General features: G+C 64.7%; 17 protein-coding genes, 1 tRNA gene and 2 rRNA genes (1 of these 20 running past the window's edge). 8 read left to right on the forward strand and 12 right to left on the reverse strand.

Annotated features, from left to right (window positions below; translation table 11 throughout):
- The 3 genes from J0A91_RS07485 to J0A91_RS07495 all read left to right on the forward strand — a co-directional run.
- Positions 1–2,357 (forward strand): 23S ribosomal RNA (locus tag J0A91_RS07485) (it extends 435 nt beyond the left edge of the window).
- Positions 2,358–2,537: 180 nt separating this feature from the next.
- A 5S ribosomal RNA gene (gene rrf / locus J0A91_RS07490) occupies positions 2,538–2,652 on the forward strand.
- Positions 2,653–2,735: 83 nt separating this feature from the next.
- Positions 2,736–2,812 (forward strand) — tRNA-Met (locus tag J0A91_RS07495).
- A gap of 113 nt (positions 2,813–2,925) precedes the next feature.
- On the opposite strand, the gene tnpC is transcribed toward J0A91_RS07495, so the two are convergent.
- The 5 genes from tnpC to J0A91_RS07520 form a co-directional block, all read right to left on the reverse strand.
- The gene (gene tnpC, locus J0A91_RS07500) at positions 2,926–4,500 is read right to left on the reverse strand and encodes an IS66 family transposase (RefSeq protein WP_069204384.1); all 1,575 of its coding nucleotides are present in this window, start codon (positions 4,498–4,500) and stop codon (positions 2,926–2,928) included.
- 68 nt (positions 4,501–4,568) lie between these two features.
- On the reverse strand, positions 4,569–4,922 hold the full coding sequence (tnpB, locus tag J0A91_RS07505; RefSeq protein WP_069204385.1) for an IS66 family insertion sequence element accessory protein TnpB: 354 nt from the start codon (positions 4,920–4,922) through the stop codon (positions 4,569–4,571).
- Positions 4,919–5,209 carry a transposase gene (locus J0A91_RS07510; protein ID WP_206365000.1) on the reverse strand — a complete coding sequence of 97 codons (291 nt, stop codon included), beginning with the start codon at positions 5,207–5,209 and terminating at the stop codon, positions 4,919–4,921. The genes tnpB and J0A91_RS07510 overlap by 4 nt, the downstream gene beginning before the upstream one ends.
- A gap of 377 nt (positions 5,210–5,586) precedes the next feature.
- Positions 5,587–6,012 carry a DUF2147 domain-containing protein gene (locus tag J0A91_RS07515; protein ID WP_069204386.1) on the reverse strand — a complete coding sequence of 142 codons (426 nt, stop codon included), beginning with the start codon at positions 6,010–6,012 and terminating at the stop codon, positions 5,587–5,589.
- The gene (locus tag J0A91_RS07520) at positions 6,009–7,166 is read right to left on the reverse strand and encodes a cytochrome P450 (RefSeq protein WP_069204387.1); all 1,158 of its coding nucleotides are present in this window, start codon (positions 7,164–7,166) and stop codon (positions 6,009–6,011) included. The genes J0A91_RS07515 and J0A91_RS07520 overlap by 4 nt, the downstream gene beginning before the upstream one ends.
- A gap of 37 nt (positions 7,167–7,203) precedes the next feature.
- On the opposite strand from J0A91_RS07520, the gene J0A91_RS07525 reads away from it, so the two are divergent.
- Entirely contained in the window at positions 7,204–7,785 is a 582-nt protein-coding gene (locus J0A91_RS07525) for a TetR/AcrR family transcriptional regulator (protein ID WP_169833101.1), read from the forward strand.
- Between the two features lie 44 nt (positions 7,786–7,829).
- On the opposite strand, the gene J0A91_RS07530 is transcribed toward J0A91_RS07525, so the two are convergent.
- Positions 7,830–8,198 (reverse strand): response regulator transcription factor, encoded by a 369-nt coding sequence (locus tag J0A91_RS07530; RefSeq protein ID WP_069204389.1) that lies wholly within the window; start codon positions 8,196–8,198, stop codon positions 7,830–7,832.
- Positions 8,199–8,358: 160 nt separating this feature from the next.
- Positions 8,359–9,021, reverse strand: a complete 663-nt coding sequence (locus J0A91_RS07535; protein ID WP_169833102.1) for a sensor histidine kinase — start codon at positions 9,019–9,021, stop codon at positions 8,359–8,361.
- Between the two features lie 455 nt (positions 9,022–9,476).
- Between J0A91_RS07535 and cyoA the strand changes: the two genes are divergently transcribed.
- The 4 genes from cyoA to cyoD are packed head-to-tail and all read left to right on the forward strand — an operon-like array spanning position 9,477 to position 13,446.
- Entirely contained in the window at positions 9,477–10,367 is an 891-nt protein-coding gene (cyoA, locus tag J0A91_RS07540; protein WP_240502229.1) for a ubiquinol oxidase subunit II, read from the forward strand.
- 3 nt (positions 10,368–10,370) lie between these two features.
- Complete coding sequence (cyoB, locus tag J0A91_RS07545) at positions 10,371–12,377, forward strand: cytochrome o ubiquinol oxidase subunit I (RefSeq protein ID WP_069204392.1); 2,007 nt, start codon at positions 10,371–10,373, stop codon at positions 12,375–12,377.
- A complete protein-coding gene (cyoC, locus tag J0A91_RS07550; protein WP_069204393.1) occupies positions 12,374–13,063 on the forward strand; it encodes a cytochrome o ubiquinol oxidase subunit III in 690 nt (229 codons plus the stop codon). Before cyoB ends, cyoC begins: the two co-directional genes overlap by 4 nt.
- Positions 13,060–13,446: a cytochrome o ubiquinol oxidase subunit IV gene (gene cyoD, locus J0A91_RS07555; protein WP_069204394.1), complete on the forward strand. Its 387-nt coding sequence runs from the start codon at positions 13,060–13,062 to the stop codon at positions 13,444–13,446. Before cyoC ends, cyoD begins: the two co-directional genes overlap by 4 nt.
- Before the next feature lies 1 nt (position 13,447).
- On the opposite strand, the gene J0A91_RS07560 is transcribed toward cyoD, so the two are convergent.
- The 5 genes from J0A91_RS07560 to nirB all read right to left on the reverse strand — a co-directional run bounded on the left by J0A91_RS07560 (position 13,448) and on the right by nirB (position 21,895).
- A complete protein-coding gene (locus J0A91_RS07560; protein WP_069204395.1) occupies positions 13,448–15,580 on the reverse strand; it encodes a M3 family metallopeptidase in 2,133 nt (710 codons plus the stop codon).
- Between the two features lie 109 nt (positions 15,581–15,689).
- The gene (gene cobA, locus J0A91_RS07565; protein WP_150126856.1) at positions 15,690–16,478 is read right to left on the reverse strand and encodes a uroporphyrinogen-III C-methyltransferase; all 789 of its coding nucleotides are present in this window, start codon (positions 16,476–16,478) and stop codon (positions 15,690–15,692) included.
- Positions 16,465–19,074 carry a nitrate reductase gene (locus J0A91_RS07570; protein ID WP_240502230.1) on the reverse strand — a complete coding sequence of 870 codons (2,610 nt, stop codon included), beginning with the start codon at positions 19,072–19,074 and terminating at the stop codon, positions 16,465–16,467. Before J0A91_RS07570 ends, cobA begins: the two co-directional genes overlap by 14 nt.
- Positions 19,071–19,412, reverse strand: coding sequence for a nitrite reductase small subunit NirD (gene nirD, locus J0A91_RS07575; RefSeq protein WP_069207134.1), 342 nt, complete (start codon positions 19,410–19,412; stop codon positions 19,071–19,073). Before nirD ends, J0A91_RS07570 begins: the two co-directional genes overlap by 4 nt.
- Complete coding sequence (gene nirB, locus J0A91_RS07580; protein ID WP_240502231.1) at positions 19,412–21,895, reverse strand: nitrite reductase large subunit NirB; 2,484 nt, start codon at positions 21,893–21,895, stop codon at positions 19,412–19,414. Before nirB ends, nirD begins: the two co-directional genes overlap by 1 nt.
- Positions 21,896–21,929 lie beyond the last annotated feature (34 nt).

The following is a 21,929-nucleotide window of genomic DNA, read 5'->3' on the forward strand; positions in this document are numbered from 1 at the left end:
TAGGGGGACCACCCTCTAAGCCTAAATACTCGTATGCGACCGATAGTGAACTAGTACCGTGAGGGAAAGGTGAAAAGCACCCCGATGAGGGGAGTGAAACAGTACCTGAAACGGATTGCCTACAAGCAGTTGGAGGGGTCTTGAGCCCTGACAGCGTACCTCTTGCATAATGGGTCTGTGACTTAATGTACCAAGCAAGCTTAAGCCGTTAGGTGTAGGCGCAGCGAAAGCGAGTCTGAATAGGGCGACAGAGTTTGGTGTATTAGACCCGAAACCCGGCGATCTAGGCATGACCAGGATGAAGGTGCGGTAACACGCACTGGAGGTCCGAACCGATTAACGTTGAAAAGTTACCGGATGAGTTGTGTTTAGGGGTGAAAGGCCAATCAAGCCGGGAAATAGCTGGTTCTCCGCGAAAACTATTGAGGTAGTGCCTCGGATGGACACCCTAGGGGGTAGAGCACTGGATGGATGCGGGGGTCGCGAGACCTACCAACTCTAACCAAACTCCGAATACCTAGGAGTGATATCCGGGAGACAGACGGCGGGTGCTAAGGTCCGTCGTCAAAAGGGAAACAGCCCTGACCTACAGCTAAGGTCCCCAAGTCATCACTAAGTGGGAAAGCATGTGGAACTTCCAAAACAACCAGGAGGTTGGCTTAGAAGCAGCCATCCTTTAAAGAAAGCGTAACAGCTCACTGGTCTAAACAAGAGGTTCTGCGGCGAAGATGTAACGGGGCTAAAGTGATGCACCGAAGCTTAGGGTGTGGATTTATCCACGCGGTAGCGGAGCGTTCCGTACGCCTGTGAAGCGGTCTGGTAATGGGCCGTGGAGGTATCGGAAGTGCGAATGCAGACATGAGTAGCGATAAAGAGGGTGAGATGCCCTCTCGCCGAAAGACCAAGGGTTCCTGCGCAAGGCTAATCCGCGCAGGGTGAGCCGGCCCCTAAGACGAGCCCGAAGGGGGTAGTCGATGGGAACCACGTTAATATTCGTGGGCCTGGTGGTGTGTGACGGATCTCGTGTGTTGTTCTCCCTTATTGGATTGGGAGGGCTTCGAAGAGGTTCCAGGAAATAGCCCCACCGTATAGACCGTACCCGAAACCGACACAGGTGGTCAGGTAGAGTATACCAAGGCGCTTGAGAGAAGTGTCCTGAAGGAACTCGGCAAATTGCCTCCGTACCTTCGGAAGAAGGAGGCCCTCACATTGCGCAAGCATTATGAGGGGGCACAGGCCAGGGGGTAGCGACTGTTTAGCAAAAACACAGGGCTCTGCTAAGTCGGCTTCAAGACGACGTATAGGGCCTGACGCCTGCCCGGTGCCTGAAGGTTAAGTGGAGGAGTGCAAGCTCTGAAATGAAGCCCAGGTAAACGGCGGCCGTAACTATAACGGTCCTAAGGTAGCGAAATTCCTTGTCGGGTAAGTTCCGACCTGCACGAATGGCGTAACGACTTCCCCACTGTCTCCAGGACATGCTCAGCGAAATTGAATTCCCCGTGAAGATGCGGGGTTCCCGCGGTTAGACGGAAAGACCCCGTGCACCTTTACTGCAGCTTCAGAGTGGCATTAGGAAAGAACTGTGTAGCATAGGTGGGAGGCTTTGAAGCATCGGCGCCAGCTGATGTGGAGCCATAGGTGAAATACCACCCTGTTGTTTTCTGATGTCTAACCTCGATCCATGAAACTGGATCAGGGACCCTCTGTGGCGGGTAGTTTGACTGGGGCGGTCGCCTCCTAAAGAGTAACGGAGGCGCGCGATGGTGGGCTCAGGACGGTTGGAAACCGTCTGTTAGAGTGCAATGGCATAAGCCCGCCTGACTGCGAGACTGACAAGTCGAGCAGAGACGAAAGTCGGTCATAGTGATCCGGTGGTCCCTCGTGGAAGGGCCATCGCTCAACGGATAAAAGGTACGCCGGGGATAACAGGCTGATAACCCCCAAGAGCTCATATCGACGGGGTTGTTTGGCACCTCGATGTCGGCTCATCACATCCTGGGGCTGGAGCAGGTCCCAAGGGTTTGGCTGTTCGCCAATTAAAGTGGTACGTGAGCTGGGTTCAGAACGTCGCGAGACAGTTTGGTCCCTATCTGCCGTGGGCGTCGAAATTTGAGAGGAGTTGACCCTAGTACGAGAGGACCGGGTTGAACATACCTCTGGTGTACCTGTCGTTCCGCCAGGAGCGCAGCAGGGTAGCTATGTATGGACGGGATAACCGCTGAAAGCATCTAAGCGGGAAGCCTCCCTCGAGATAAGATTTCATAGAGCCGTGAAAGACCATCACGTTGATAGATCGGATGTAGAAGTGCGGTAACGCATGGAGCTAACCGATACTAATTGCTCTATTCGCGCTTGAGAGTCCCGCCATCAATGACAATCCTGGGCGGGTCCCATCAAAGTATCACTTTGATGGGTGCCCGGTGACCAGCATGTGTCAAAGACGCGCGGATGATCATTTGCAACGCCTGATACAAACATACCTTCACAGCACGTGCACGATTTTAAACCCGATCACAGCTTGCGCACCGGCTCCATTGCCTGGTGGCTATAGCGTCTGTGCCCCACCCGATCCCATCCCGAACTCGGCCGTGAAACCAGACTGCGCCAATGGTACTATCGCTTAAGCGATGGAAGAGTAGGTCGTCGCCAGGCATTGAAGCCTGTGCGCAAGCTCGAAATCGGATCAGAACCCATTCACATGTCTCATACCCCGCCCAACAGCGGGGACACCTTGGCGCGGGGTGGAGCAGCCCGGTAGCTCGTCAGGCTCATAACCTGAAGGTCACAGGTTCAAATCCTGTCCCCGCAACCAAATCCACACATACCAAACCGTCTCAGGTCAGCCCGAGGCGGTTTTTTTTGTGCCTTTTTCTTGCGTTTGGCGCCGAGGTGCGTAAGCGCTAAAACACCCCCACCGGGGGGGCCTCATGCGGCTTTGGCGATCTCGGGATCTGCGGCGGCGATGCGGCTGTCGACCCAGTTATAGGGCAGCAGGTCATCGATCGGATCTTCATCGTTGCGGAGCACGATGATGGCGAGGACATCGGCGAGGTAGGCTTGCGGATTGATGCCGTTGAGTTTGCAGGTTTCGATCAGCGAAGCGAAGCATGCCCAGTTCTCGGCACCGAGGTCGTGGCCGGCAAAGAGGGCATTTTTCCGCTGTAGGGTAATTGGTCTGATCGCGCGCTCGACCGTGTTGTTATCCAGCTCGATCCGGCCATCGTCGAGGAAGCGGATCAGTCCACGCCAGTGATTGAGCGCGTAGCCGATCGCCTCTCGCGTTCCTGACCCTTTCGGCAGTCTGGGCTGCATGGCTTCGAGCCAGGCTTTCATGCTCTCGAGCAGCGGCGTCGCCTCCGCCTGACGAGCGGCGCGGCGCCGTTCCGGGCGCGATCCCCGGATACGAGCCTCGATCGCATAGAGTTTGGCGATGCGCAGCAACGCTTCGTCTGCGATCGGTGCGTTACCCTTTTTGGCCTCGTCGAAGAACGCACGACGGATGTGTGCCCAACAGAACGCAAGCGTGCCGGGGCCGCCCTCGCGGTTGGGCGCTTCGAGATGCTTGTACGAGATGTAGCCGTCGCACTGGACGATGCCGTTGAACCCGCCCAGCAACTTGTTTGCCCAGACTTTCCCGCGACCTGGCATGTAGGTGTAGACGACTGCGGGAGGATCGGTCCCACCATGCGGTCGGTTGTCGCTTGCGATCGCCCAGAGATAGCCCTGCTTTGTCTTGCCCGTCCCCGGCGCGAGAACCTTGGCCGTCGTCCCGTCGACGAACACCTTGGGACCGGATAACAGGTCGTTCTTCATCCGATCGGAGATGCGCCGAAGTTGAGCGGCGCTACGCCCCGCCCAGTTGCACATGGTGCCGCGATCGATCTCGATCCCGTAGCGGCGCAGTGCCTGCGCCTGACGGTAGAACGGAGTATGGTCGGCATATTTCCTGACCACGACGTCGGCGATGAGGTCCTCGGTCGGAAGACCTCCAGGGACGACATGCTTGGCGGCCGGTGCCTGGAACACGCCGTCGCTGCACGTCCGGCATGCCATTTTCGGGCGCACCGTCACGACCACGCGGTACGGTACCGGGATCGTGTCCAGGCGATTGGTGCGGTCCTCGTCGATCACATGCAGCGCGCCGCCACAACACGGACATTCAGTCTCGGCGGGCGGGATCACGATCTCGATACGCGGCAGATGCGCCGGCAGGGATCCTCGCTCTCCATTGGGTGTCTTGCGCGTCCGCTTGCTACCCGTTCGGGCAGCGGCATCGTCGGCCTGCTCGCCGAGCGCGAGCAACTCGGCACGGGCAACGTCGAGGTCATCAAGCGCCAGCGCCAACTGGTCCGGCGACAGTTTTTCCGAGCGCTGACCGAACTGGGCGCGCCGCATCTGGTCGATCAGATGCTGCATGCGGGCTTCGCGCTCGCGTCCGGCGATCACCATCGCCTTCAGCGTCACAACATCGTCCGGAAGCTGGTCTGACCCCACGTCCATCTGCCATTTCTGGCATATTTCGCAGCGTCCGTATCGACCGTTTCGACTAACCGATTCAGGCGTGCGACCTACTGCACGGCGATCGGCTTCGGGGTCGACGGCACATGCATCCGGCTCCACTGGAGCCCCTCGAACAACGCCGACATCTGCGCTGCCGACAGTCGCATCACGCCGTCAGCGGCGCGTGGCCAATGGAAGGCACCGGTCTGCAGAACCTTGCTCACCAGCACCAGGCCGCTGCCGTCCCAGACCAGCAGTTTGATCCGGTTCGCCCGCTTCGAGCGGAACACCCATGCGACGCCCGAGAAGGGTTTGCCGGCAAGTTCATGCTCGACCAGCGCGGCAAGACCGATCGCACCCTTGCGGAAGTCGACGGGCTTCGTCGCGACCATCACCTTCAGCGGGCCAGGCGGGATGATCACGACAGCATTCGCGCCGCCAGGAACACGCGCTCGATATGATCGGCACTCACGCTCGCCGGAATGCGGATCGTCAGATCGCCGGTCTGCACGACGATCGCAGCACTGCCCGACGCGATCGACGCTGGAGCGCCTTCCAAAGCCAGCGGCACAAAGCTCAAGCCCGGCTCGCTCTCCCGAGCGCGCACCGCACTACGCCAACCGTAGAGTTGTTGCGGCACCAAGCCGTGCCGTCGGGCGACATCCGCGACGTTCGCGCCAGGGCGCAACGTTTCTTCAATGATCCGCATCTTCGCCTCGCGCGTCCAGCGCCTGCGACCGCCAGGGCCGCTCACAACATCCAGGCGCCGCACCGGAGGCTCACCGCCGCCGGTTTCGAAACTAATTTCGTCATGAAGCATGTGTCTTACCCGCCAAGCTACCCTGCGGACATGCTATCGCCGATACCCATCAGTTCTGGAATGTGGGGGTGATTTCGCGCTTACACCGGGTCTCCCGGAATGCCACTATGGCGATTTGCATTTGGGGGTGTTTCCGGGGACACGGCCTACCGAGCGCTCCACGCAGCCCGTCCTGTATACCAGACACTCTTCAGCGGGCGTCGCGGCTCGAATGGGCTGTGTGCGGCCGATCTCCTCCGGGCGCCAGTTGCCCCGCGTTCACGCGCTCAATGCGCGCTCCGCCACCTTTGGGTCTGGCATAGCTTCCAGACGCAACCCGTGAGGGCGAGCGTGCCGTCCGACCGAACCTCGAGGAAGGACTGGTATGTTCGTCCGCTGCGCGGATCGTACACCTTCCCCTTCCAGCGCGACCCGTCGGGTATGAAGCCGGTGAGGATTCGAAGGCTTGCGGTCGGGCGCTGGCGCAGGCGCGGATCGGGGTTGTTGATATCGGTCTTGGGTGCTTTCGGATCGACCTTCAGGACCTTCTGGATCGCGCCGCACAGCGCTGCTCCACACGGAGCAATCTCGACGATCGCCTGATTGCTTTCGGTCAGCCAGCGGCCGGCGGCACTCGTCGGTGTGGCCGTCGCCGGAAGTGCGAAGGTCACCGACACCGCCACGGCCACGGACCCGAGGACGCGCGCGATCACGACGCCATCCCATCGAGGGCGAGCGTCGCGCCGCGCAGTTCGTAGCCCGCGATCAAGGGGTTCCAGCCGATGTCGGGTTTGCGCGCAAGCCGTATGCCGGGCACGCGCAGCAGCCGATCGAGGAAAATCGCCGCCTCCTGAAGCGCGACCTGCGCGCCTGGGCACCGATGCTCCCCGTCGCCGAAGGCGAGCCCCGCCCCGCCGACCTTGTCCGCGGTCCTGCGATCGGGGTCGAGCCGATGTGGGCATCCGCCGACCGCAGCTTCGTCGGCATTCGCGCCGCGCACGTCGAGCGCGACCCCTGCCGTTTCGGTGTCGATCCTGCGGAACAGCATGCCGACGACGGGTTCGAGGCGGAGGATCTCCTCAAGAATCCCGATCCGCGCGGCTTCATCGCCATCGCGAAAACGATCGCACAGCGCGGCGTCCTCCAACAGGTGCCAGCCCGCCATGGTGATGAACTCGCGTGTGGTGATCATGCCGGCAGCGCCATAGGTGAGGCATTCGGTAAGAATTTCGCGCTCGGAATAGCCCTCGTCCAGCAGGTGCGAGATCACGTCGTCGCGCCGCTGCCGGCGCCGGCTGGCGATCGCCGGCTTCACGTCGCGCAAAAAGACGTTCAGCGATCGTGCCTGGCCTCGCGCCAGACCGAGGACCATCGCCACACGCGATCCGCCCTGCGGCATGCCGCTGACCAGCGCGCCGAACCGCCGGGCCATGCCGCTGCGGTCGCTGTCGGTCAGGCCGACGATCTCCGCAGCGATCGTCACCGCCATTTCCAGGCCCAGTTGGTCAAGGTCGGCACGTCCTGCCCCCCGGAGGCGGCCGATCAGGTCATCGCTGGTCCGCTCCATCAGCGCGCGATACGCCGTGGTGACCACGCGGGGAGCGAAGAAGCGCGCGGTCGCCCCGCGTTGGCGGCGATGCTCCGCCCCGTGCTGGTAGAGGATCGGAGCACGGACCAGCGAGACCTTGTTGACCAGATCGGCCAGGAACCCCGCCTGTCGCGCATCGGGATGGCGCAGCAGCCTGCGCGCCTCCGCGAAGTCACGCACGACGCGCGCCTGTACACTGCCCGACGGCGCAACCGCCGCCGACTTGCGGTCGTCCCGACCGGCGGCCGGACAGAGAGTGGATATGGCTTGATCGGACATCGGGAACGCCTACTTATGATATATGATGGATCATAAAGTGGCTACGCAGGTCGACAAATCAAGGGAACCGCCACGTCGGGATGCGCGGATCACCAAATCGCGCGATGCGCTCCGCACGGCCCTGCTCGACCTCGTCGCGGAGATGCCGTTCGAAGCGGTGAGCGTGGCAGCGATCACCACGCGCGCAGGCATCGGTTACGCGACGTTCTTCCGCCACTATCCGACGCGCGAGGCGCTGCTGGCGGAGATCGCCGACGACCTCATCGGTCAGCTTCTCGTCCGTATCGCTCCGCTTCTTCTGGCGCAGGATACCGGCGCGGCCGCGCTGGCGCTGACCGGCTTCGTGGATGCGCGCCGTCCGCTCTGCCGCGCCCTGCTTGTCGGCGCAGGGGAGGCGATGCGCCGCGACGTCACCGCGCGCGCGATCGCGGCGGCCGGCACTGCGGAGACGCCCGCACCCGAATGGCTTCCGCGCGATCTGGGTATCGTCCACGGCGTCGCCGCGACGCTCACGATCCTCCGATGGTGGCTCGAACAGGATCGGCCGGAGGATGAGGGTGCGGTCGCGGACCTCCTCGACCGGCTGGTGTTCGGTCCCATGGCCGGCGAGCGAGCGTGAAATGCTGTCGATCGCCGCGAGCGACCTTGCCGGCGGGTCTCCGCTTAGCGGCGGGTCACGCTTTCGATCGCGTCGAGCAGGTCATCCGGGTCGATCGGCTTGGTGAGGAACGCGATCGCGCCGGCGCGCATCGCCTGATCGCGTGTCTCCGGCGTCGGAAAGGCGGTCATCAGGATGATCGGGTGCGGCCAGCCGAGCCGCGCCATCTCGCGCTGAAGGTCCAGACCGGACAGGCCGGGCATGTGGATGTCGGTGACGATGCACGCGAGCGCGTCCTGCGCGCCGGACGCGAGCAGGTCTTCGGCGCTCTCGAACCCCATCGTCGCCATGCCGTTGGAACGGATGAAGCTGTCGATGCTCCCGCGGATTCCCGGATCGTCGTCGACCACGCCGATGATGGATGAAGGCTGCATGATGGTTCTTCTTTCGGCGCGGTGTGCGGACGGTCCAAGCTTGGGCGGGTGAGGTGAAACGGCGAATGCTCTGGTCTCTCACGCCACGTCGCTCCGCCATCTTGCGCATGACATGTCCGTGGGACTTCCCGTGATCCCGGATAGCGCCGTGCGCGCGGCATCATTCGTTGACGGACATGAGGAATCGCGTGCCCGGCCGCGCGTCCTCCCAATGCGCCCGGCCTCTCAGTCGCGCGGTCATGACGTCGATCAGACGCGAACCGAGACCGCTGCCGGCGACCGGCACCGTGTCGCGTCTGCCGACCCCGCGATCCTCGACCATGAGCAGATAGCCATTCGCCGGGCCGGGACGCACGACGATCCTGATGTCGCCCGGCATGCGCGGCTCGTAGGCGTATTTGCAGGCGTTTCCGACCAGCTCGGAAATCAGGATGCCCAGCGCGAGCGCGTCTTCCTGGCTGACGGAAACCTGTGCCGCATCGACGATCACCCGCCGCCCCGATGCGACATCGCAATAGCCGTCCTCGAGATCGCGCCCGAGTTCGTCCAGATATGCGCCAAGATCCAGCAGGTGATCGGCGCGGCGCGCATGGAGGTGTCGGTGTAGCCGCCCGATCGCCTCGATACGCCGGTGCGTTTCGACGAGCGCGGCTTGCGCGGCGCGGTCGGTCACCTCCCGCGCGCTCATCGACACCATCGCCGCCAGCAATTGCAGGCTGTTGGCGAGGCGGTGGTTGGTCTCGGAATGATGATCGATCGGCGCGAGCGCGGCTGCCGAGGAAAGATCCATCTGTGGAGATGCGCTATACGCCATGCCGAGCATCATCCGTCTCCCTTCGAGCCTGTGTCGGCCAGTGCATCGCCGATCGTGTGTCCGCTGGATATTATACGGAGGTTTCTGGTCGGTGTCGCACGAGGATCAGCAGCGTCGCTCCGGCGATCGCCGCCCGTGTGTTGGAATGGCTGTAACAAACCACCGTATGCTGCGTTCTGCTGCGAAATGGCCCTCAAGGTCCGGCCAATGACGTGGCGAACATCTCCGCCGGGCCCGTCGTGCGGAAGGATCATGGTTCGGAAGGAGCGATCGAGTGGTGCGTCATTTCGCCGGGGCATGTCGTTCGACGCGCCTTGACCGTACATGTTCGGCTGACCGGGCGATGATCGCTTGACCGGAATCCGGCACCGCGATGCATGGAGCATGTCGGACAGGGCTCCAGCGCCGGCAGCCGGGGCGGGGCGCGGCGCCCGATCCACCCTTGTGCCGGGGAGCTGATCACGGTGCGAGGACGACCCAACCGGGCGCTGGCCGCGAGTGCGGCTTTGCTCTGCGTCCCGGGCCTGACGTCGGGCTGCGCCCGCGGCGTGCTCGATCCGCAGGGGCCGGTCGGCGCCGCCGAGAAGCTGATCCTGCTCAACGCGCTCGCCATCATGCTCGCGATCGTGATCCCGACGATGCTCGCGACGCTGGTGGTGGCGTGGTGGTTCCGCGCCTCCAACACGCGCGCGCGCTACCGCCCGAGCTGGTCCTATTCGGGGCGGATCGAGCTGGTGACATGGTCGGTGCCGGCGATGGTCGTGCTTCTGCTCGGGGGCATCGGCTGGGTCGGCAGCCACGATCTCGATCCGCCCAAGCCGCTCGTGTCCAAAGTCAGGCCGGTCACCGTTCAAGTGGTCTCGCTCGATTGGAAGTGGCTGTTCATCTACCCCGATCTCGGCATCGCCAGCGTCAACCGGCTCGTCGTGCCGGCGGGCACGCCGGTCAGCTTCCACTTGACCTCGGCGACGGTGATGAACAGCTTCTTCGTGCCGCAGCTCGGCGGGCAGATCTACACGATGGCGGGGATGACGACGCGGCTGCATCTGCAGGCCGATCGCCCGGGCAGCTATCAGGGGCTGTCCTCGCAATTCAGCGGCGATGGCTTTTCCGGCATGCGGTTTACCGTGAACGCCGTGCCGCCCGCGCAGTTCGCAAGCTGGGCGGCGCAGGCGAAGGCCGGGGCGCTGGTTCTTGACGCTGCATCCTATGCGACGCTGAGCAAACCCAGCCAGCGTGTCGCGCCGTTCACCTACGGATCGGTCGTGCCCGGCCTGTTCGACGCGATTTCGGGCCAAAAGCCGGTCCCCGCGACCACCAAGGCATCCGCCGTCACCCCCGGCAAGAAGGTCTGATCGATGCTCGGCAAGCTAAATTGGAGCGCGATACCGTTCGGTGAGCCGATCCCGCTGGCAGCGGGCGGGGGCGTCGTGCTCGTCGTTGCCGGCGTGCTGGCGCTCGTCACCGTGAAGGGCTGGTGGCCCTATCTCTGGAAGGAGTGGATCACCTCGGTCGATCACAAACGGATCGGCGTGATGTACTGTCTGCTCGGATTCGTCATGCTGCTGCGCGGCTTTTCGGATGCGCTCATGATGCGCTCGCAGCTCGCCTTGTCGGCCGGCGCGTCGCAAGGGTATCTTCCTCCCGACCATTACAACCAGGTCTTCTCCGCACACGGTACGATCATGATCTTCTTCACGGCGATGCCCTTCGTCGTCGGGATGATGAACTTCGTGGTGCCGCTGCAGCTCGGCGTGCGCGATGTCGCCTTTCCGACGCTCAACGCGGTCAGTTTCTGGCTGACCGCGAGCGGCGCGCTCCTCATCAACCTCAGCCTTGTGATCGGTGAATTCGCGCGCACGGGCTGGCTGGCGTATCCGCCGCTGTCCGAGCTGCAATTCTCGCCCGGGGTCGGGGTCGATTATTATCTGTGGTCGCTTCAGATCTCTGGCGTCGGCACGTTGCTGTCCGGCATCAATCTGGTGACGACGATCCTCAAGATGCGCGCGCCGGGCATGACCTACACGCGGATGCCGATGTTCTGCTGGACCGCGCTCGCCTCGAACCTGCTGATCGTCGCGGCGTTCCCGATCCTGACCGCGACGCTCGCGATGCTCACGCTCGACCGCTATCTCGGCTTCCACTTCTTCACCAATGACGGCGGCGGCAACGCCATGATGTACATCAACCTGATCTGGGCGTGGGGGCACCCCGAAGTCTACATCCTCATCCTGCCCGCCTTCGGCATCTTCTCCGAAGTGATCTCGACTTTCTCGAGCAAGGCGTTGTTCGGCTACCGCTCGATGGTGCTGGCAACGATGTGCATCTGCGTGCTGTCGTTCCTCGTCTGGCTGCACCATTTCTTCACGATGGGGGCGGGGGCGGACGTCAACGGTTTCTTCGGGGTGATGACGATGATCATCGCCGTCCCGACCGGGGTGAAGATCTTCAACTGGCTGTTCACCATGTATGGTGGCCGGGTGCGCTTCGAAGTGCCGATGCTCTGGTCGATCGGCTTCATGGTGACGTTCGTGATCGGCGGCATGACCGGGGTGCTGCTGGCGGTGCCGCCGGCGGACTTCATGCTGCACAATTCGCTGTTCCTGGTCGCGCATTTCCACAACGTCATCATCGGCGGCATGCTGTTCGGCGCCTTCGCCGGCTACACCTATTGGTTTCCCAAGGTGTTCGGCTTCAGGTTGCATGACGGCCTTGGCCGGGCGGCGTTCTGGTGCTGGCTGACAGGGTTCTACGTCGCGTTCATGCCGCTCTACGCGCTCGGGCTGATGGGGGCGACCCGCCGGATGCAGCATTATGACGATACGAGCTGGCAACCGCTGATGGTCACCGCGTTCATCGGCGCGCTCATCATCCTCGCGGGCATCGGCTTTCAGATCCTCCAGCTCATCGTCTCGATCCGCGACCGCGACCAGAACCGCGACCTGTCCGGCGACCCGTGGGACGGCCGTAGCCTCGAATGGTCGACGTCCTCGCCGCCGCCCGTGTACAACTTCGCGGTGCTGCCCGACGTGCGCGGCGAGGAAGCTTATTGGGGCGTCAAGCAAAGCGCGATCGAGGACCAGCGGCTCGCCGACGAACCCGAATACGAAGCGATCGAAATGCCGCGCAACGCCCCGACCGGGTTCATCACCGCGGTGTTCGCGACGATCACCGGCTTCGCGCTGATCTGGCATATCTGGTGGCTGGTGATCGTCGGTCTGATCGGCGCCTATGCGGTGTTCGTCGTATTCGCCTGGCGACAGGATGACGAACAGGTGATCCCGGCCGACGAGGTCGCCGCGCTCGATCGCGAACGCCGCCACGATCGCGAACAGCGCCTTCTCGCCCTTCGGAGGCCCGCATGACCGCGCCCACCGCAGCGCGCGACGCGCGTGCGCCCGACACCGACCCCCATCGGATCGGCCACCGCGACGCAGGTGAGGGGGGCGACGGTGGTCGTGTTGCCGGCCACGGCGACGGCGGCCCGGCCGACAAGCGCACCGTGGTCGGCTTCGGCTTCTGGATCTTCCTGCTGTCCGATATCGTCATGTTCTCGGTGCTCTTCGCAGCTTATGCGGTGCTGGAGGGGGCGACCGATGGCGGACCGACCGCGCGCCAGTTGTTCGACATCGACAATGCCTGGGTCGAGACATTGTGCCTGCTGTTCTCGAGCTTCACCTGTGGCCTCACGATGATCGCGGCGGAGCGGCGGAGCGCGCTGTGGACTCAGCTCTTCCTGCTCGCCACCGGCGTGCTCGGCGCCGCCTTCCTCGCGCTCGAACTGCGCGAGTTCGTCGATCTGATCGGGCGCGGTGCGGGGCCGCAGCGCTCCGCCTTCCTGTCGAGCTTCTTCACGTTGGTCGGCTGTCACGGTCTCCACGTCACCGCCGGCTTGCTGTGGCTCGGCACGATGATGGCGCAGGTCTGGACGCGCGGCTTTCAGCCCAACATCGCGCGCCGGCTGATGTGCTTCAGCCTGTTCTGGCACGCGCTCGACATCATCTGGGTCGCCGTGTTTACGATCGTCTATCTCATGGGAGTCCGGGGATGAGCAGCAACGAACATCGACACGAGGACCGCACCCCCGGCGAACATCGCGGCTCGGCTCTGGCGGAGGCGGGCACCTATTTCTTGGGTCTGGTGCTCGCGCTCGGGCTGACCGCGATCTCGTTCTGGGCGATCCGGACTCACATGCTCTGGGGGCCGGGCGTGCCGATCGGACTGTGCGTGCTCGCGATCGCGCAGATGGGCATCCATCTGGTGTTCTTCCTGCACATCACCAGCGGACCCGACAACACCAACAACGTGCTGGCGCTCGCGTTCGGCGTGCTGATCGTTTTCCTTGTCGTCGCCGGGTCGCTGTGGATCATGGCGAACCTCAACGCCAACATGATGCCCATGCCGGCGATGATGTCCCCGCAAACGCAGCCCTGACCTAGGGGTTGGTCCTCGTACCGTCCGCGTTCAGCCCGAGATCCTTGAGGAGCGGGCCGACCTCGGGGTCTTTTCCGTAGAAGGCGCGGAACATCGGCGCATACTCCTCGGTGTGGCCTTTCGAGAGGATCATGTCGCGGAAACGCTGGCCGTTCGCGCGCGTCATGCCGCCGTTGCGCCCGAACCAGTCATAGGCGTTGTTGTCGAGCATCTTGGTCCAGCTGTAGGCGTAATAGCCGGCCGAATAGCCGTTGCCCCAGATGTGGAGGAAATAGCTGGAGCGATAGCGCGGCGGCACGTCGGCGGTATCCAGCCCGGTCGCGGTCAGTGCCTTGGCCTCGAACGCGTCGACATCCTGGCGTGGCAGGTCGGCGCCGATCGAATGCCACGTCATGTCCATCTCCGCCGCCGCCAGCGCCTCGCCGAACGAATAGCCGGTGTTGAACGTCGAGGCTCGCTTGATCTTGTCGATCAGCGGCTGCGGGATCACCGCGCCGGTCTTGTAGTTCACCGCATAATGCGGGAGCACCTTGGGATCGAGCGCCCAGTGTTCGTTGAACTGCGACGGGAATTCGACGAAGTCGCGCGCGACATTGGTGCCCGAGACCGACGGATAGGTCTGGTTGGCGAACAGGCCGTGGAGCGCGTGGCCGAATTCGTGAAACATCGTCGTCACGTCGTCGAACGTGATGAGCGCCGGCTGTCCGGCCGCCGGCTTCTGGAAGTTGCCGACGTTATAGATTACCGGCCTGGTGCCGAGCAGCTTCGACTGGTTGACGTAGTTCGACATCCACGCGCCGCCATTCTTGTTGTCGCGCTTCCAGTAATCGAAATACATCAGGCCGAGCGGCCGGCCATCCTGCTCGAACACCTCATAGGTCATGACGTCGGGGTTGTAGACCGGCAGGTCGGTGCGGCGCTTGAAGGTGATGCCGTATAGCTGCGTGGCGGCGTAGAACACGCCGTCCTCCAGCACCTTGTTGATCTCGAAATAGGGCTTCAGCTCGTCCTGATTGAGATCGTACTTGGCCTTGCGCAGCCGCTCCGAATAGAAATCCCAGTCCCACGGCTTGAGTGCGAAATTCCCGCCATCGGCCTTGATCTGCGCCTGCAATTCGGCGGCTTCGCGCTTCTGTTCCGCCGCGATCGGCGCGCCCAATTGCTGCATGAAGGTGAGCGCGGTCTTCGGCGTTTTCGCCATCTGGTCGGTCAGGACGTAGTCAGCCCAGGTCGCGAAGCCGAGCAGCTTCGCCTTCTTCGCGCGCAGTTGCGCGATCGTCGCGAGGGTTTCGCGCGTATCGTTCGCGCCACCGCGTTCGGCGCGAGTCCAGCTTGCGTTGAACAGCGCCTCGCGCGTCGCGCGGTCGGTCAGCGAGGCGAGGCTCGGCTGCTGGGTCGTGTTCTGGAGCGACAGCACCCACTTCCCCTTGAGGCCGCGTGCCGCTGCGGCATCCGCTGCGGCGGCGATCTCGGCATCGGACAGGCCGGCGAGCTTCGCCTTGTCGTCGACGACCAATGCGCCCGCCTTGGCGGCGGCGAGCAGTTTCTGCTGGAAGGCGGTCTCCAGGCTCGAAAGCTGGCTGTTGTACTGGCTCAGCGTGATCTTGTCCGCTGGGGCCAGTTGCGCGCCGGCTTTCACCATGCCCTCATAGGTGATCGTCAGAACCTGGAGTTGCTCGGGCGTGAGCTTGAGCGACTGGCGTGCGTCGTACAGCGTCTTGACGCGCGCGAAGAGCTTGGGATCGAGGTTGATCGCATCGCGGTGCGCGGCGAATTTGGGGGCGAGATCGGTCTCGACCTTCTGCAAGGTGTCGTTAGTGTTCGCGCCGGTAATCCCGTAAAACGCGTTGGAGGCGCGTTCGAGCAGCCGGCCGGATCGTTCCAGCGGCACGATCGTGTTGTCGAAGGTCGGCGCGGCGGGGGTGTTGGCGATGCGGCTGACCTCGGCGCGCTGCTGCGCCATGCCGGCCTCCAGCGCAGGCTGGTAATCGGCGTCCTTGATCCGGTCGAACGGCGGCGCTTCGTAGGGCAATGTGCTTGGCGCGGCGAAGGGATTGCTGGCGGGAAGCTGCTGGGCCGAAGCGGCGGTGGTGGACATCAGGACGACCGCCGTGGCGGCAAATATCGGACGCATAGGTATCCCTCGACTGGCTGATGGGCCGGTGATGGACCGGCCGGCGGAGAGGGGCAAGCCGTTGCATGCGTTATGTTTCGTGGAGTCGCCGCGAACGCGACGGCGGTGGTCATCCGTGCTGTGCGACCGCGGCCAAAGCCCCCGCCACCGCCGTCGATGGTGGCGCGCGCATCGCTTCGCCGATCAGGATCAGCGCCGGTCCCGCCCCCGGCGTCCGGTCGATCGCCAGCGCGAGCAGGTCGAGGCGGGTGTGGACGAGGCATTCCGACGCGAGGCTGACGTCGCTGGCGATCAGCACCGGTGTGGCGGGGTGGAGGCCGTTTGCGATCAGGTGCTGGCAGATGTCCGGGGCGGCGGCGCGTCCCATGTAGAAGACCAGCGTCGCGGTGGGATCGGCGAGCGCGGCCCAGTCGAGGTCGAGCGCCTCGCCGGCGCGGGCGTGCGCGGTGACGAAGCGCAGCTGGCGTGCCGATCCGCGCAGCGTCAGCGACAGGCCCGCGCTCGCCGCCGCCGCGCTGGCGGCGGTGATGCCGGGGCAGATGCGGACGCGGATGCCGTTGCCGGTCAGCGCGGTGACCTCTTCGGTCGAGCGACCGAAGATCGACGGATCGCCACCTTTGAGGCGCACCACGCGCTTGCCGGCCTGCGCCGCCTCGACAAGCAGCGCATCGATCGCGCCTTGCGTTTTGGAGTGGCGGCCCGAGCGCTTGCCGACCGAAACGCGCTCGATATACGGCGGAATCAGGTCGAGCACGCCCGGCCCGACCAGCGCATCGTAGAAGACGATATCGGCGGCGGCGATCAGGCGTTCGGCCTTGCGGGTCAGCAGGTCGGGGTCGCCAGGGCCGGCGCCGACCAGCCATACCTCGCCGGGTGTGATCAGCTCAGACATAAGCAACCTCCTGCTTGGGCAGCAATTTGGCGATGGCGGGGCGGCACGATCCGCAATTGGTGCCGGCGTTGATCGCCGCGCCGACCGCCTCGACGCTGACCAGCCGCCGATCGGTGATCGCGGCGAGCAACGTGTTGAGGCCGATATCGAAACACACGCAGACGATCGCGCCGCGATCAGGCGCGGGCATCGCCGGGCGGCCGGCGAGGATTTCGAACGCGGCGGCATCGGCTGCGCCGAGTTGCGCAAGCAGCCAGTCGCGCGGGGGCAGGCCGGTGCCGCGCGAGACGAACAAAGCCGCCTGCAACCGCCCGTCGGCCACCACCGCCGCGCGGATCACGCCGCGCCGGGTGTCGATCATCTCCGCGCGCTCGCCGGGCGGCAGCAGCGCGGTGAGCGCGGCGGGATCGCCGTCGCCCGCCAGTTCGGTCAGCCAGCCGTGCGCGGTGCGAACCCGGGTCCAATAGGCGCACTCGGGCGGCGCGGTGCGCTCCGCCGAGACGAGGAAGCCGGTCCAGCCGGGCTTGTAGGCGCGCGCTGTCGCCGGCGTGTTCTTGAAGCCGGGCTGGCCGGAATGCGGATCGCGGTCCTGTCCGGGCAGCAGCCCGGCGCGGCCGCCGGCGCTGGTCTGGTCGCTCCAATGGATCGGCACGAACAGCTCCTGCCGGCGTTGATCGGCGGTGGCGGCGACGCGGAAGGTGCTCGCGCCGTGCGGCGTCTCGACCCGCGCCAGCCCGCCATCGGCGAGGCCGAGCCGGCGCGCGGTATCGGGGTGGACCTCGACCAAAGGCTCGCGGCGGTGCTGCGACAATTTGGGCGACAGCCCGGTGCGAGTCATCGTGTGCCATTGGTCGCGGTAGCGGCCGGTGTTGAGGCGCAACGGATAGCCGCGCATGGCGTCGTCACGCGGCACATGCACGACCGGCACGAGCCGGGCCTTGCCGTCGGGTGTAGAGAAAGCCCGCCCGACAAAGGGCGACGCGCCACCCCATTGGAACGGCGCCATCTCGGCATAAGCTGCGTCGGTGATCGTCGCGTGATCGGAGATGTCGAGAACCCGCGTGCCGTGGTTCTCGAACCCGGTCTGCGCGGCGAATTCGCGGAAGACGCTCGCCGCGTTCGCAAAATCGAACCCGGCGAAACCCATCCGCCGCGCCACCTCGGCCACCGCCGACCAGTCGGCACGCGCTTCGCCGGGCGCATCGAGGAACGCACGCTGGCGTGACACGCGGCGTTCCGAATTGGTGACGGTGCCGTCCTTCTCGCCCCAGCCGAGCGCGGGCAGCTTCACCTGCGCGTAGCGCGCGGTGTCGGTCTCGGCGATACAGTCCGACACCACCACGAACGGGCAATTGGCGAGCGCGACGCGCGCCATGCGGGCATCGGGCATCGACACTGCCGGGTTGGTGGCCATGATCCACACTGCCTTGATTTTGCCCTTCGCCATCGCGTCGAACATGTCGACCGCCTTGAGGCCGGGGCCGGAGCAGATCGTCGGCGAGCGCCAGAAGCGCTGCGCACGATCCCGCTCGGCGTCGGAAAACCCCATGTGCGCGGCCAACGTCGAGGCGAGCCCGCCGACTTCGCGGCCGCCCATCGCATTGGGCTGGCCGGTGATGCTGAACGGCCCCGCGCCGGGCTTGCCGATCCGGCCAGTGGCAAGGTGGAGATTGATGATCGCATTGGCCTTGTCGGTGCCGCTGGTCGACTGGTTCACCCCCTGGCTGAACAGCGTGATCGTGCGCGGATGCTCGGCGAAGAGATCGTAGAAGGCGTGCAGGTCGGCGGGTGTCACGTCGCAGATGCGCGCGACGCTGTCGGTGGGGAGGCTCTTCCAGAACCCGTCGGGCACGGCCACGCGCTCGGCCAGCGCGCGGCCGTCGAGCCGCCATGTCGCGCGCATGTGCGCGAGCAGCCCGGCGAACAGTGCGACATCGCTGTCGGGTGCGATCGCGAGGTGGAGGTCGGCGCGCTCGGCGGTCTCGGTGCGGCGCGGGTCGATCACCACCAGTTTGGTTCCGCGTGCTGCGCGTGCCGCTTCGATCCGCTGCCAGATCACCGGATGACACCAGGCGGTGTTCGATCCGACCAGCACGATCAGGTCGGCGGCGTCGAGATCGTCATAGCTGCACGGCACGATATCCTCGCCGAACGCGCGGACGTGCGCCGCCACCGCGCTCGCCATGCACAGCCGCGAATTGGTGTCGATATTGGCGGTGCCGATGAAGCCCTTCATCAGCTTGTTGGCGACGTAATAATCCTCGGTCAGCATCTGGCCCGATGCGTAGAAGGCGACGCTGTCCGGGCCGTGCTCGGCGATCGTCGCGGCGAAACGGCTGGCGACGACATCAAGCGCCTCGTCCCACGCCGCCCGCCGCGACCCGATCATCGGGTGGAGCAGCCGCCCTTCGAGGCCGATCGTCTCGCCGAGATGGGTGCCCTTCGAGCACAGCTTGCCGAAATTCGCGGGATGGCCAGGGTCGCCGGCGATCATGGCGGTGCGCTCGCCCGCGCGAGTCGCCACCACGCCGCAACCCACGCCGCAATAGGCGCAGGTGGTCCGAATCCCCCCTCCTCCCGCAAACGGGAGGGGAGATGTCACGCCGCCACCCCGGCCAGTGCGGCGGCGCGGCCGATCAGGATGCGTCCGCCATCGATCTTGACCGGGATCACCGGCACGCAGCCCTTGTCCTCACCCAGCGCCTCCCCCGTCACCAGCGAGATTCGCCAATTGTGCAGCGGGCAGGTGACGGTGGTATCGTGGACGATGCCCTGGCTGAGCGGGCCGGCCTTGTGCGGGCATTGGTTGGCGAGCGCATAGACCTCGCCATTGGCGGTGTGGAAGATCGCGATCTCGCGACCGCCACGCACCGGCAGGGTGCGTGCGCCGAGCGCGGGAAGCTGATCGACCGGGCCGATATCGAGCCATTCGGGGAGCATCATGCCATCTCCAGCGTGCGCGGGGCGGGGCGGATTTCGGCGAGGTGCTGGTGGAGCTTGTAATCCTCGCCGGCGGCGCGTTTCGCCCAGGGATCGTCCTGAAGGAACACCTGCGACTGATGGAAGCGCGCGGTCAGCGCCGCGCGGCCCGCCGCATCCTCGACGATACGCTGCTTGATATACTCCAGCCCGACGCGCTCGACCCACGGCGCGGTGCGATCGAGATAGCGCGCTTCCTCGCGGTAGAGCTGGATGAAGGCGGCGCAATAATCGAGCGCCTCCTGTTCGGTCGTGACCTTGCAGAGGAAATCGGTGCCGCGCAGCTTGATCCCGCCGTTGCCGCCGATCGAAAGCTCGTACCCGCTGTCGACGCAGATCACGCCGAAATCCTTGATCGTCGCCTCGGCGCAGTTGCGCGGACAGCCCGACACCGCGATCTTGAACTTGTGCGGCATGAAGCTGCCCCAGGTCATCTGCTCGGTCTTGATGCCCAGCCCCGTCGAATCCTGCGTGCCGAAGCGGCACCATTCGGAGCCGACGCAGGTCTTCACCGTGCGCAGCGCCTTGGCATAGGCATGGCCGCTGACCATCCCGGCGGCGTTGAGATCGGCCCAGACGGCGGGCAGATCCTCTTTCTTGATCCCGAAGATGTCGAGCCGTTGCCCGCCCGTCACCTTCACCATCCGCGCCTCGTACTTTTCAGCGACATCGGCGATCGCGCGGAGTTCCTTCGGGTTGGTCACGCCGCCCCACATCCGCGGCACGACCGAATAGGTGCCGTCCTTCTGGATGTTGGCGTGCATGCGCTCGTTGACGAAGCGTGACTGGTTATCGTCGACAAACTCGCCCGGCCACGCACACAGCAGGTAGTAATTGAGCGCCGGTCGGCACGACGAGCAGCCGTCGGGCGTGGTCCAGTGCAGTTCCTGCATGACCTGCGGAATCGCCTTCAACTGCTTTTCGAGGATCAGCCGGCGGACATCCTCGTGCGTGAAGCTGGTGCATTTGCACACGGTCGGGGCTGAGCGCTCGCCATCGAACGCATCGCCCAGCGTGATCGCGAGCAGGCTCTCGACCAGATTGGTACACGATCCGCACGACGCCGACGCCTTGGTGCAGCTCCGCACCGCGTCGAGCGTCACCGCGCCGCCGGTGATCGCGCCGACCACCTTGCCCTTGCTGACGCCGTTGCAGCCGCAGATCTCGGCGTCATCCGCCAGCGCCGCGACTGCCGCATTAGGGTTTGCCGATGCCGCTCCTCCGCTCGCGAACGCCTGCCCGAAAATCAGCGCGTCGCGGATTTCGGCGACATCGGCCTGACGCTTGAGCAGGTCGAAATACCAATTGCCGTCCTGCGTATCGCCGTAGAGCACCGCGCCGACCACGCGGTCGCCCTTCACCACCACGCGCTTGTAGACCCCGCGCGAGGCGTCACGCAGCACGATGTCCTCGCAGCCTTCGCCGCCCGAGAAATCGCCCGCCGAGAACACGTCGATGCCCGAGACCTTGAGCTTGGTCGACGTGACCGAGCCGCTATAGCCCGACGGCGTGGCGACCAGCGCGTCGGCGAGGCTGCGGCACATGTCCCACAACGGCGCGACGAGACCATAGACCAGTCCGTTATGCTCGACGCATTCGCCGACCGCGAGGATGTTCGCGTCCGAGGTGACGAGATGATCGTCGACATGCACGCCGCGCCCGATCGCGAGGCCGGCGGCACGCGCGAGCTTGACGTTGGGGCGGATGCCGACCGCCATCACCACCAGCGCGGCGGGAATCTCGCGCCCGTCCTTGAGGCGGACGCCCTCGACCTTGCCTTGGCCGTAAATTTCGGCGGTGTCCGCGCCAGTCAGGATCGTCTGCCCGCGCGCTTCGAGCGCCGCCTTGAGCAGCCAGCCGGCGGCTTCGTCGAGCTGACGCTCCATCAGCGTCGGCATGATGTGAAGCACCGTCACCTTCATCCCGCGCAGCGACAGCCCGTGCGCGGCCTCCAGCCCGAGCAGCCCGCCGCCGATCACCACAGCCCGTCCTGGTTCTCCATCGGGGCCGCCCGCGTCCGCCGCGCGCAACATCGCGCCGACATCGTCCATGTCGCGGAAGCTGACGACGCCTTGCAGATCGTGCCCCGGCACCGGGATGATGAACGGGTCCGATCCGGTGGCGAGGATGAGCTTGTCGTAGCTTTCGACCCGGCCCGAACGCGCGGTGACGGTTTGGATCTTGCGGTCGATCGCGACGACCGGGTCGCTCGTGACGAGGTCGATGTTGTTGTCGGCGTACCAGGCGAGATCGTTGATGACGATATCGTCGAACGCCTTGTCGCCAGCCAGCAATGGCGACAGCATGATGCGATTGTAGTTCACATGCGGCTCGGCGCCGAAGATCGTGATTCGGTAGCGTGCCGGGTCTCGCGCGAGGATTTCCTCGACCGCGCGGCATCCGGCCATGCCGTTGCCGACGACGATGAGATGGGGCTTGGTCATGTCGGTATCCCCTGTGATTGCGGGTGTGATCGCG

Source organism: Sphingomonas panacis (assembly GCF_001717955.1).
Taxonomy (GTDB): Bacteria; Pseudomonadota; Alphaproteobacteria; order Sphingomonadales; family Sphingomonadaceae; genus Sphingomonas; species Sphingomonas panacis.

Excerpts from the sequence above, each read along its gene's own strand:
- tnpC (WP_069204384.1), bottom strand. The coding sequence starts at position 4,500 with ATGGACGTGGGGTCAGACCAGCTTCCGGACGATGTTGTGACGCTGAAG.
- J0A91_RS07510 (WP_206365000.1), bottom strand. The coding sequence starts at position 5,209 with ATGCGGATCATTGAAGAAACGTTGCGCCCTGGCGCGAACGTCGCGGAT.
- J0A91_RS07520 (WP_069204387.1), bottom strand. The coding sequence starts at position 7,166 with ATGTCCGATCAAGCCATATCCACTCTCTGTCCGGCCGCCGGTCGGGAC.
- J0A91_RS07530 (WP_069204389.1), bottom strand. The coding sequence starts at position 8,198 with ATGCAGCCTTCATCCATCATCGGCGTGGTCGACGACGATCCGGGAATC.
- J0A91_RS07535 (WP_169833102.1), bottom strand. The coding sequence starts at position 9,021 with ATGCTCGGCATGGCGTATAGCGCATCTCCACAGATGGATCTTTCCTCG.
- cyoB (WP_069204392.1), top strand. The coding sequence starts at position 10,371 with ATGCTCGGCAAGCTAAATTGGAGCGCGATACCGTTCGGTGAGCCGATC.
- cyoC (WP_069204393.1), top strand. The coding sequence starts at position 12,374 with ATGACCGCGCCCACCGCAGCGCGCGACGCGCGTGCGCCCGACACCGAC.
- cyoD (WP_069204394.1), top strand. The coding sequence starts at position 13,060 with ATGAGCAGCAACGAACATCGACACGAGGACCGCACCCCCGGCGAACAT.
- J0A91_RS07560 (WP_069204395.1), bottom strand. The coding sequence starts at position 15,580 with ATGCGTCCGATATTTGCCGCCACGGCGGTCGTCCTGATGTCCACCACC.
- nirD (WP_069207134.1), bottom strand. The coding sequence starts at position 19,412 with ATGCTCCCCGAATGGCTCGATATCGGCCCGGTCGATCAGCTTCCCGCG.
- nirB (WP_240502231.1), bottom strand. The coding sequence starts at position 21,895 with ATGACCAAGCCCCATCTCATCGTCGTCGGCAACGGCATGGCCGGATGC.